Below are 11,110 nucleotides of genomic sequence, written 5' to 3'. Positions count from 1 at the left end.
CGGCGGCGACGAGTCAAAGGCGGTGCGCCCTGAACGAAGGGAAGGGCAGCGCCTTGAGACGCCGCCCGGCATCCCTCGGCCTTATAGGCCCTGAGCAAACCACCCTTTTGAAGGGTGGTTCATGATTTTGTTTCGGGATTGTTGATGCTTGGCGCTGGCATGTTTTCATCTGAAATGATACTATTGTTATAACATATTCCAGACGAACGACGAACTCGATAAGGAGTACGGTATGGAAGCGGTTTTGGACACGGCGCATGCAATGGGCGATATGGTTGTCAACGACCGGGTGATGGTTGACGGGGTGAACGTGCTGGTGGGGTACACCAACGAGAACGATATGCACGTGAACGAAGACGAGATTCGCGCGTACCTCAAACGAGGCGCGCTGCAGCATCCGAACAGTGCCGTCACGGGGCTCGCGCTGCTGGTTGACGGTGAGGACGTGGGCATCCGCTACGAGCTGGCGCCGGTGCCGTTCGATCGCATCCGTCGCATCACGGGGTATCTCGTGGGCACGATGGATCGATGGAACGACGCGAAGACGTCCGAGGAAGCCGACCGCGTCAAGCATGGCGTGTATCGCGAAGACAAAGCGTTCAGCTGCTCGAACGGATGCTAGTCGAAAAATCTTGGCCATCTTTTGATCGTTGCCGGGCTGTGACCGAGAGGTTGCGGCCCGTTTTGTATACTAGGACGCATGACATCATCGAAAAACAAGGACCCGAAAACCGCACCGGATGAAGCTCAAAACGAGCCTCAACCGCCTGCGTGCTTGAACGGTGACCCCTCGTGCGCGGCGAGCGAGCGCATCCTCGAGCCCGAGGTGCGGCACCATCATCGGCGCAAGCGCAAGTTCCTCGAGTTCACGCACTCGTCCACGCGCGCCACCATGCTGATGTTGGCGGCGGCCGTGGCGGCGTTCGTCGTGGAGAACACCCCGGTGCTGCCCTACTTCGCGGAGTTTTGGCACACGTTCGAGATCGGCATCACGCTGGGATCGTTCGCCCCGCATCTGTCGCTCGAGCATTTCATCAACGACTTCCTCATGGCCATCTTCTTCTTGCTTGTGGGTCTCGAAATCAAGTTCGAGATGACGGCGGGCGAGCTGAAGAACCCGCGCAAGGCGCTGTTGCCCATCCTGGGCGCGGCGGGTGGCGCTATCGTGCCGGCGCTCGTGTACACGTTCGTGAACATCGGCAGCGGGTTCGAGCAGGGCTGGGGCGTTCCCATGGCGAACGACATCGCGTTCTGCCTGGGCATCCTCGCGCTGCTGGGCAGCCGCATTCCCGCGGGGCTGCGCTCGTTTTTGTCGACGCTCACCATTGCCGACGACATCATCGCCATCCTCGTGATCGCGATTTTCTACACGGCCGACCTCGACGTGGCGTGGCTCATGGGCGGGCTGGGGCTGTTCGCCGTGCTCATCGTGTTCAACCGGCTGCACATATACGACCTGCTGCCGTACATCCTGGTGGGGCTCGGCATGTGGGCGTGCTTCCTGTTGTCGGGCGTACACGCGACCATCGCCGGCGTGCTGCTGGCGCTGGCCATCCCGGCGCGCTCGCAGGTGAAGCTCGATCGCGTCACCGGCTGGTTCGAGGCGCGGGCGCGCACGGCCGAGGATCGCTACGACCCCGGCGAGCCCGATATCGTGCAGAAGGAATATCTGTCCGAAGTGGGCGAAATCGAACGCGTGTCGCGCCTGTCGATTCCTCCCATCACGCGGTTGGACCATCGTCTGCACGTGCCCGTGTACTTCTTTATTCTACCGTTGTTCGCCTTCTCGAATGCGAGCGTGGTGCTGGTGGGCATGGACCCGCTGGCTATCATCACGAATCCGGTGACCATCGGCGTGTTCTTCGGCCTGCTGGTGGGCAAGCCGCTGGGCATCTTCCTGGCCACGTGGCTGACGGTGAAGCTGAAGCTGTCGGATTTGCCGAAGGGCGTGAACTGGGGCCACATCGTGGGCGTGTCGGTGCTAGGCGGCGTGGGCTTCACCATGGCCATCTTCGTGACGAATCTGGCGTTCGTGGACCCGAGCATGATCGCCATGGCGAAAGCGGCCATCCTGGCCGCCTCGCTGCTGGCCGGAATCGCAGGCTTCGTAGTGCTGCGAGCCGTGACGGAGGAAGAGGGGGAATAGGGCTCCCTCCCCTCTCCCCATGCGCCTGACGATGGCGTTCTTGGTTGGAAGAGACGGGGACAGGCGCAATCCGTGAGAGATACTGGTTGCGCCCGGGAAAGCGCGTAGGTCCGGGAGTCCCCCGCGGGCGCATAAAAAGGGAGAAAGGGAGTCGAACAATGAACAAGGTCAAAATCACTGTGCTCAAGACTACGCTTGACGAGGAGTTGGCGGCGGAGTATGGGGTGGTGGGGCTCGATGCTTGCCCCATGCTGCAAGCGGGCCAAACCTTCTACGCGGACTACGCGAAGCCCGATGGCTTCTGCGATGAGGCGTGGAAGGCCATCTACCAGTACGTATTCGCGCTGGCGCACGGGGTGGGCGAAGACGGCGGGCTGTTCTACTACGGCGACTGGATTCGCACGCCGGGCGTGGCCATCTGCAGCTGCAACGACGGCCTGCGCCCGGTGATTTTCAAGCTGGAAGCAACCGACGAGCCTTCAACCCTCGACTACGAGCCGGTTCGTTAGCCCTACGCTTTCGGCGTGGGCGCGGCGGGAGCGGGCAGCTCGGACGTGCAGTGGGGGCACCGGGTGGCACCTTCGGCAACCTCTTCGAGGCAGTACGGGCAGTGGGGCGCATCCATTTCCTCGGCGTGCTTGCCGCGCCGTGCGAACATGCGCGCCTGGTTCATCGCCTTCACGATGAGGAACACCACGAACGCGATGATGACGAACTGGATGACCGCATTGATGAAGTTGCCGTACGTGAACGCCGCGGCATCGGGGCCGCTGCCCAGCGAAATCTTCATATCCGAGAAATTGACGCCGCCCGTGACGAGCGAAATGAGGGGCATGATGAGGTCGCTCACCACCGAGTTCACAATGGCGGTGAACGCGGCGCCGATGACAACCGCAACGGCCAAATCCATGACGTTGCCCTGGTTGATGAACTCCTTGAACTCCTCGAAAAACTTCTTCATGTTGTGCCTTTCTTGCGTGCCTGCGGGGACGGTGGCTTTCGCGTCTGCCGCCCTATGAGATCAGTGTAGAATCCATCGTGCTAGAATGCGATGGATGCGCCGATTTGTTGCCTATTCGCTGATCTGGGCGCAGGGCAGTTGAGGACGGGAGAGGAATATGACGAAGATCTTTTCATTCACGCAGCCGATCGGAGCCGACATCGTCGATGCGTATTGCGTGCTGCAGAAGGGTTTCACCGATCAGTTCGTCTACTACCGCAAAGACCGCCCGACGCGCTTCATGGGCATGGGACGCTGCATCGCGCTTCCCACGCTTGACAACGTGGAGTGCGAACTTGAAGGACCCGCCGATCAGCAGCCTATTTTCTTCTCGTTCAACCGTTTCGACGCGGAAAACCCGGTGCCGACCGACGAGCTGTTCGAGGCCTTTCCGCGCTTGAAGTTCATGCTGCCCGAAGTGATTCTCATCGAGGACGAGCGCGGCTCGTACTTGCAGGTGAACTCGCTGAGCCCCGTGTATCCGGGCCGTATCGAGCGCTTCACGCGACAAGCGCTGAACGCCCCGCGCCGCACCCGTCGCACCATCCCGTTCAAGCTGAAACCCGACCCGCGCCCCGTGTGGCGCGCGAACGTGGAAACGGCGCTCGACGCCATCGAGCGCGGCCGCATCAGCAAGGTGGTGTTGTCGCGTCGGCAGCGCCTCGTGGCGCTCGAACCGTTCTCGTCGAAGGACCTGCTGGTGAACCTTATCGACGGCCCGGCGCGCGGTACCGTGCTGCTGTACCGCTACGCCGACGTGTTCTTCTGCGGCTGCACGCCCGAGCTGCTCGTGCGCAAGCGCGGCAACGAGGTGGAAAGCATGTGCCTGGCGGGCACGTGTCCTGCCGGGGCGAACGAGCAGGAGCGCCTGCGCCTTGCCGACGAGCTGATGGCCGACAAGAAGAACCGCGCCGAGCACGACCACGTGGTGCAGTTCATCCGCGAGGTGTTCCGCCGCACGTGCTACGACGTGGACGTTCCCGCAACGCCGGGCATCCTGCCGCTCACGCACGTGCAGCACCTGTGCACGCCCGCGAGCGCGCGCATGCTGGAAGGCGTGGATCTGTGGACCATGAAGGACGACCTGCATCCCACGCCGGCGGTGTCGGGCACGCCCGTTGGCGAGGCGAGCATGCTCATCCGCAGCATCGAATCGTACAACCGCGGCTTCTTCGCCGGCGCGTGCGGTTACGTGGACGGAGCGGGCGACGGCGAGTTCTCCGTGGCGCTGCGCACCGGTGTGTTCGACGGCGAAGTGGGCTGGGTGTACGCCGGCTGCGGCATCGTGGCCGGCAGCGTGGCCGATGACGAGTACGACGAGATTGGCATGAAACTGAAAACGGTGCTGTCGGCGTTCGACGGCGAGGAGGAGGTCGCTCGATGAGTGTGGACCCTACGGCAAGCGCCCTGTTCCTGGGCGCATTCTTCGACGAGCTCGAGCGCTGGGGCGTGCACGACGTGGTGGTGAGCCCTGGGTCGCGTTCGACGCCGCTGAGCATGGTGGCCCACGAGCTGTCCTGCCGCTTTCCTGAGCGCATGCGCCTGTACGTGGATGTTGACGAGCGCGGTGCCGCGTTCTTCGCGCTGGGTTTGGCGAAGGTGAGCGGCAATCCCGCGGCGGTCATCTGCACGTCGGGCACCGCCATCGCGAACTACTATCCCGCGGTGCTCGAGGCGGAATCGTCGCGCGTGCCGCTCATCGTGCTGACGGGCGACCGCCCGCCGCGCCTGCAAGGTCTCGGCGCGCCGCAAACCTGCGACCAGCTGAACGCCTACGGCTCCCACGTCCGGGCATTCCGCCAGATGCCCCTTCCCACCGGCGAGCCCGCCGCCCTCGCGTTCGCGCGCCAGGCGGCGCGCGAGGCATGCGCCGCGGCCGGCCGCGAGGCTGCCCCCTTCGCGGGCGAGTCGCGCGCGGCCGGGGCATGCCTGGGTGGACCCGTGCATCTCAACTTCCCGTTCGACGAGCCGCTCAAGCCCAACCTGCAAGCCGAGGGGCTGTTCGAAACCGGACGCCGCTCCGACGTGCTGCCCGACCTGCGTGCCGTCAACCTGCCGTCGTACCTCGACCCCGTCGACGCGCGCCGCGTGCTCGACCTGCTGCGCGAGCGCCGCGTGGTCGTGCTTGCCGGCGAGGGCTCCGTCGCCACGCTGAACGAGGCGAACGCGTTGCTTGCCTGGTCCGACGCGTTCGGGTACCCGGTGCTTGCCGACCCGCTGTCGGGCTTGCGCAGCGTGAGCGACCCGCTGATCATCGACAATTACGATACGGTGCTCGCCACTACGGCGGACGACCTGACCCCCGAGGTGGTCATCCGCTTCGGCCGCTTCCCGGTGTCGAAGCGCGCCACGACGTTCATGGCGCAAGCCGACGCGGTGAACATCGTGGTGGACCCGTACGAGACGCGCGACTACAACAGCGCAACCGACCTGCTGCTGCGCTGCACGCCGCTCGATTTCTCGCAGTCGCTGCTGGCGGGGCTGCGCGGCGTTGAACGCGAGACGATGCTGAACGATCGGCAGCGTCAGTTCGCCTACGAGTGGGTGCGCGCGAACGATGCGGCCGCGGCGCGCATCGACGCTGTCGATGCGGCGGAGGAGGGCTTCGAGGGCGCGTTCGTGCGTCGGGTGGTGGATCGCGCGCCCGACGGATCGTGCCTGTTCGCGGCCAACTCCATGAGCGTGCGGGCGCTCGACACGTTCTACATGAAGGGCGGCAAAGACCTCACGGTGCTGTGCAACCGCGGGCTGAACGGCATCGATGGTACGGTGTCCACGGCGCTCGGCGCGGCGCAGTACTTCGCGCACACGACGTTGCTTACGGGCGACCTCACGCTGCTGCACGACCTGAACGCGCTCGCGCTGCAGCGTGAGCTGCGCGTGCAGCGCGACGCGGGCGGGGCGGCCCCCTCCATCGTCATCGTGCTGCTGAACAACAACGGCGGCGGCATCTTCGACATGCTACCGCAGCGCTCGAGCGAGGCGTATTTCGAGCGGCTGTTCCTCACGCCGCAGGACGTGGACTTCGGCGCGGCTGCGCAGGCGTTCGGCGTGCCGTATGCGGCAGCCGAGACGGTGGCGGCGTTCGACGAGGCATATCGCGCCGCGCTCGACGTGCCGGGCATCTCGCTCATCGAGGTGCGCGTGCCGCTGGAAGGCCTGCCCGAACGCTACGCCCCGTACTGGTCGTAAGCGATGCAGGGTTCACAAACCCCCTTCGTGCACGATGGCGTGCGCTACGGCGTGGAGCGGTGGGGCGCGCCCGCGTCCGCCGCCGCGCCTGCGATGCCCCTCATCCTGCTGCACGGCTTCTCGCAGAGCGCCGCTTCCTGGGACGATGTTGCCGTGCAGCTTGGAGCGACGCGCCCCGTGTACGCGCTCGACCTCGTCGGTCACGGCGCAAGCGACCGGCCAGACAATCCGGAGGCCTACGCGCTCGATGCGCAAGGCGCCGCCCTGTGCGCGTTCGCGCACCACGTTGCCGCTGTCGAGAACGCGCGTCCCGCCGTCCTCGGCTACTCGATGGGCGGTCGCGTGACGCTGTCCGCGCTGAGCAGCGATCCACATGCGTTCTCGGCCGTCATCCTCGAAGCCGCCGGCCTCGGCCCGGCCTCCCCGGCCGAGCGCGCCGCCGCGGCCGAGCGCGACGCACGCTGCGCCGCCCGCCTGCGCGTCGACGGCCTTGCCGCCTTCATGGACTTCTGGGAGCAGCTGCCTCTGTTCGCCACGCAGCGCACGCTGCCCGCCGACGTGCGCGAGCGCCTGCATGCCGCCCGCATGGCCAACGACGCCGAAGCGCTCGCGCGCACCTTCGAGCACGCCGGCCAGCACGTCATGCCCGACCGCGCAGCAAACCTCGCGACGCTCGCTGCCCTCGCATCCTCGCACGCGCAGCCGCTTCCCCTGCTCTACCTCGCCGGCGAGCACGACCAGAAATACCGCGCGCAGGCCCACGACTTCGCTGCGGCCACGCATGCCGCAACCTGCATCGTCCCCGGTGCCGGCCACAATACGCACCTCGAGGCCCCTGCCGCCTTCGTCCGCGAAGTGGAGCCTTCCTTTCTGCTCGTTGAGTTACGGCTGCCGTCTCCCGGCGCGGGATGCGTATAATGGCGGGATGAACAAGCGCAGGAGAACAGGAGACACCATGGCCGATCTCGAAGGCGGAACACCCCTTTCCCTCGACCGCCATCTGGGCGCGTCGGATACCGCCGAGGCAATCGCGTCCTACACGGAAATCGAGATCCCCGAGAGCCTGCGCGACAACCTGGCGCTGTTCCTGCGGTTGGAGCGCAAGGTGCTCAAGGAGTACGATCCCGTCATCTGCGACCTGTTCGACCGCCTCTTCAATAGCGTGATCAGGGCGAACGAGGGCAACCCCGGCACGGTTGCAGCCGACGAGCCCACGGACGGGCAGGGCATTCCCACGGCGGACACCGACGGCGCGCAGGCGTTTCGTCAGGCCGTCGAGCTCATCGACGCGTTGCCGGTCGATCAGGCTCAGGTGGTGGTGCGGGCGTTCACGTCGTTCTTCCATCTGGCGAACCTGTCCGAAGAGAACTATCGCGTGGAAACGCTGCGCCAGCTGGAGCGCGACGTGTCGATGGAGTCGGCCGTCGACACCTCGAACGAGCTGATCGTGGCGTACAACCGTCTGTTGGAGGAGGTGGGTCCCGAGCGCACGGCCGCGCTGCTGGGCCGCCTCGAGTTCCACCCCGTGTTCACCGCGCACCCCACCGAGGCGCGCCGCAAGGCGGTCGAGGGCAAGATCCGCCGCATCGCCGCGCTGCTGGACCAGCATCCTCACCTGGGCGGATCGGCCCTCGTGGAAAACGAGCGCCACATGCTGCAGGAAATCGACGCGCTCGTGCGCACGTCGCCCACCGAGCTCAAGAAGCCGACGCCGCTCGAGGAGGCCGACACCATCATCGACATCTTCGACAACACGCTGTTCGACACGGTACCGCAGGTGTATCGCCGGTTCGACGACTGGGTGCTGGGCGAGGACGCCGGCAGCGTGCCGCCCGTGTGCCCGGCGTTCTTCCGTCCCGGCAGCTGGATCGGGTCGGACCGCGACGGCAACCCGAACGTCACGGCGAAGGTGTCGCGTCGCGTGGCGGCGAAGTATTTCGCGCACATGGTGTCCAAGCTGGCCGAGGCGTGCCGCACCATCGGACGCAACCTCACGCTGGAATCGAGGCACACCGCGCCCTCCGAAGACCTCATGAACCTGTGGAGCCATCTCGTGGAGATGAGCGAGACGCTGACGGAGCGCGTGGCGGCCGACCTGGGCTTCGAGCCGCATCGCGCCGTCATGCTGGTGATGGCCGCGCGTCTGGAGGGCACCGCGGGGCGCAACACCGACATCATGTACCACGCGCCCGAGGAGCTGGTGGCCGACCTGCGCACGGTGCAGGATTCGCTCGCGCGCGCCGGCGCGAACCGCGCCGCGTACGGCCCCGTGCAAACGCTCATCTGGCAGGTGGAGACGTTCGGGTTCCATATGGTGGAAATGGAATTCCGACAGCATTCGCTCGTGCACGAGCGCGCGTTGGCCGACATCCGCGCCCACGGCGTGCACGGCACGCTCGATCCCGTCACGCGCGAGGTGCTGGACACCTTCCGCGCCATCGGCGCCATTCAGAAGCGCTACGGGCAGAAGATGGCCCGCCGCTACATCGTGTCGTTCACCAAGAGCGCCGCCCATATGGCGGACGTGTACGAGCTGGCGCAGCTCGCGTTCTCCCACGCGCAGGACGTGCCGGAACTCGACGTGATTCCCCTGTTCGAGCAGTTAGAAGACCTGGAGAACTGCGTCGACGTGCTGGACGAGATGCTGCAGCTGCCGCCCGTGCAGCGCCGCTTGGAGCAGACGGGCCGTCGGATGGAGGTCATGCTGGGTTACTCGGATTCCTCGAAGGACGCCGGCCCGGTGACGGCCACGCTCGCCCTGCACTCCGCACAGGAGCGCATCGCCCGCTGGGCCGAGGAGCACGCTATCGACGTCGTGCTCATGCACGGCCGCGGCGGGGCCGTGGGACGCGGCGGCGGCCCGGCGAACCGCGCGGTGCTCGCGCAGCCGAAGGGGTCGGTGAACTGCCGTTTCAAGGTGACCGAGCAGGGCGAGGTCATCTTCGCGCGCTACGGTAACCGCTCGCTCGCGCTGCGCCATATCGAAAGCGTGGCGGCGGCGACGCTGCTGAACTCCGCGCCGTCGGTGGAGCGCGTCAACACCGAGGCCACCGAACGCTACGCCGACGCGGCCGCCCGCCTGAACGAGGCCGCGCACGAGCGCTACCTGGACCTGCTGCACACCGACGGCTTCGCGCCGTGGTTCTCCACCGTCACGCCCCTCACCGAAGTGGGTCTGCTGCCCATCGGCAGCCGCCCGGCCAAGCGCGGCCTCGGCGCCCAATCGCTCGACGACCTGCGCACCATCCCGTGGGTGTTCTCGTGGTCGCAAGCGCGCATCAACCTGGCCGCGTGGTACGGCCTGGGCACGGCGTGCGAGCAGCTGGACGACCTCGAGCTGCTGCGGCGCGCCTATCGCGAATGGCCCCTGTTCCGCACGTTCATCGACAACGTGGAGATGTCCATTGCCAAGACGGACGGGCGCATCGCGAAGATGTACCTGGCCTTGGGCGACCGGGATGATTTGGCGCAAACGGTGTTCGACGAGATGCAGCTGACGCGCTCGTGGGCGCTGGCCATCGTGGGCGACGAGTGGCCGCTCGAGCACCGCCGCGTGCTGGGCTGCGCCATCCGCGTGCGCAACCCGTACGTGGACGCGCTCTCGCTGGCGCAGGTGCGCGCGCTGCGCTTCGTGCGCAGCCAGCGCGAGGAGCTGTCCGACGAGGCGAAGGCCGAGTACCTGGCGCTCATCCTGGCCACCGTGACCGGCGTCTCCGCCGGCCTGCAGAACACGGGGTAGGGACAGGGGCCCGCCCCACCCTCAACCATTGTCGAAATATTGCTCCTCTTTTCGGAGAAATTTTGCTATGAGGTGCGAGAACGCGGAATACGCGGTACTATACGAGGTATCTAGTTGGAGATCCCCTTCTACACACCGCGCCGCCGCATCAGCGTGCGCGACGAAAGGACGGCCATGGGCGACATCGCGTGGCAGGCGGGCAAGGCATACCGCGAGATCATCTACGAAACAGCAGGCGGCATCGCCAAAATCAGCATCAATCGGCCCGAGCGACGCAATGCGTTCACCCCGCTCACCGTCAACGAACTGTACGACGCATTCAGCGAAGCGCGCGACGACGCGAATATCGGCGTCATCATCCTCACGGGCGCCAACCACGGCGGCCGTCACGAGGACGAGGCGTTCTGCTCCGGCGGCGATCAGAAGATCCGCGGCAACGGCGGCTACGTGGGCGAGGACAACATCCCGCGCCTCAACGTGCTCGACCTGCAGCGCCTCATCCGCGTGGTGCCGAAGCCCGTCATCGCCATGGTGAACGGCTACGCCATCGGCGGCGGGCACGTGCTGCACATCCTGTGCGACCTGTCCATCGCGGCCGAAACGGCCAAGTTCGGCCAGACCGGTCCGAAGGTGGGCAGCTTCGACGCGGGCTACGGCGCCGGCTATCTGGCCGACATCGTGGGCCAGAAGAAGGCGCGCGAAATCTGGTACCTCTGCCGTCAGTATTCGGCGGCCGAAGCGCTTGAGATGGGCCTCGTCAACAAAGTGGTTCCCTTCGATGACCTGGAAGCGGAGTGCGTGAGCTGGGCGCAGGAGATGCTGCAGTTCAGCCCCACGGCGCTGCGCTTCATGAAGGCGTCGTTCAACGCGGCGACGGACGGGCTTGCAGGCATTCAGCAGCTCGCCGGCGACGCGACGCTTTTGTACTACACCACTGACGAGGCGAAAGAGGGTCGCGACGCGTTCAAGGAGAAGCGCGCTCCCGACTTCACCCAGTTCCCCAAATTCCCCTAGGATCGAAGCGGCACGTCGA

9 protein-coding genes are annotated in these 11,110 nt (G+C 65.9%); 8 read left to right on the top strand and 1 reads right to left on the bottom strand.

Translation table 11 applies throughout. From position 1 onward, the window contains the following. Window positions 1-232 precede the first annotated feature (232 nt). The 3 genes from nrdD (at window position 233) to C1876_RS12925 (ending at window position 2,655) form a co-directional block, all read left to right on the top strand. The gene (nrdD, locus tag C1876_RS12935; RefSeq protein WP_114547141.1) at window positions 233-622 is read left to right on the top strand and encodes an anaerobic ribonucleoside-triphosphate reductase; all 390 of its coding nucleotides are present in this window, start codon (window positions 233-235) and stop codon (window positions 620-622) included. A gap of 78 nt (window positions 623-700) precedes the next feature. Next, window positions 701-2,146 carry a Na+/H+ antiporter NhaA gene (gene nhaA / locus C1876_RS12930; RefSeq protein WP_244910149.1) on the top strand — a complete coding sequence of 482 codons (1,446 nt, stop codon included), beginning with the start codon at window positions 701-703 and terminating at the stop codon, window positions 2,144-2,146. Window positions 2,147-2,304: 158 nt separating this feature from the next. Then, on the top strand, window positions 2,305-2,655 hold the full coding sequence (locus C1876_RS12925) for a TIGR04076 family protein (RefSeq protein ID WP_114547140.1): 351 nt from the start codon (window positions 2,305-2,307) through the stop codon (window positions 2,653-2,655). Between the two features lie 2 nt (window positions 2,656-2,657). Here C1876_RS12925 and mscL read toward each other — a convergent pair whose 3' ends face one another. After that, window positions 2,658-3,107, bottom strand: coding sequence for a large conductance mechanosensitive channel protein MscL (mscL, locus tag C1876_RS12920; RefSeq protein WP_114547139.1), 450 nt, complete (start codon window positions 3,105-3,107; stop codon window positions 2,658-2,660). 157 nt (window positions 3,108-3,264) lie between these two features. Here mscL and C1876_RS12915 point away from each other — a divergent pair, with 157 nt between their 5' ends. The 5 genes from C1876_RS12915 to menB all read left to right on the top strand — a co-directional run bounded on the left by C1876_RS12915 (window position 3,265) and on the right by menB (window position 11,091). Then, window positions 3,265-4,530: an isochorismate synthase gene (locus C1876_RS12915; protein ID WP_114547138.1), complete on the top strand. Its 1,266-nt coding sequence runs from the start codon at window positions 3,265-3,267 to the stop codon at window positions 4,528-4,530. Further along, window positions 4,527-6,338 carry a 2-succinyl-5-enolpyruvyl-6-hydroxy-3-cyclohexene-1-carboxylic-acid synthase gene (gene menD / locus C1876_RS12910; protein ID WP_114547137.1) on the top strand — a complete coding sequence of 604 codons (1,812 nt, stop codon included), beginning with the start codon at window positions 4,527-4,529 and terminating at the stop codon, window positions 6,336-6,338. Before C1876_RS12915 ends, menD begins: the two co-directional genes overlap by 4 nt. A 3-nt stretch (window positions 6,339-6,341) precedes the next feature. Next, the gene (locus C1876_RS12905) at window positions 6,342-7,256 is read left to right on the top strand and encodes an alpha/beta fold hydrolase (RefSeq protein WP_114547136.1); all 915 of its coding nucleotides are present in this window, start codon (window positions 6,342-6,344) and stop codon (window positions 7,254-7,256) included. Between the two features lie 37 nt (window positions 7,257-7,293). Further along, complete coding sequence (locus C1876_RS12900; protein ID WP_114547135.1) at window positions 7,294-10,077, top strand: phosphoenolpyruvate carboxylase; 2,784 nt, start codon at window positions 7,294-7,296, stop codon at window positions 10,075-10,077. A gap of 174 nt (window positions 10,078-10,251) precedes the next feature. Beyond that, window positions 10,252-11,091, top strand: coding sequence for a 1,4-dihydroxy-2-naphthoyl-CoA synthase (menB, locus tag C1876_RS12895; RefSeq protein ID WP_114547142.1), 840 nt, complete (start codon window positions 10,252-10,254; stop codon window positions 11,089-11,091). Window positions 11,092-11,110: the final 19 nt, after the last annotated feature.

Source organism: Eggerthella sinensis (assembly GCF_003339815.1).
In the GTDB taxonomy this organism is placed as follows: Bacteria; Actinomycetota; Coriobacteriia; order Coriobacteriales; family Eggerthellaceae; genus Eggerthella; species Eggerthella sinensis.
This window is presented reverse-complemented; position numbering and strand designations above follow the sequence as displayed.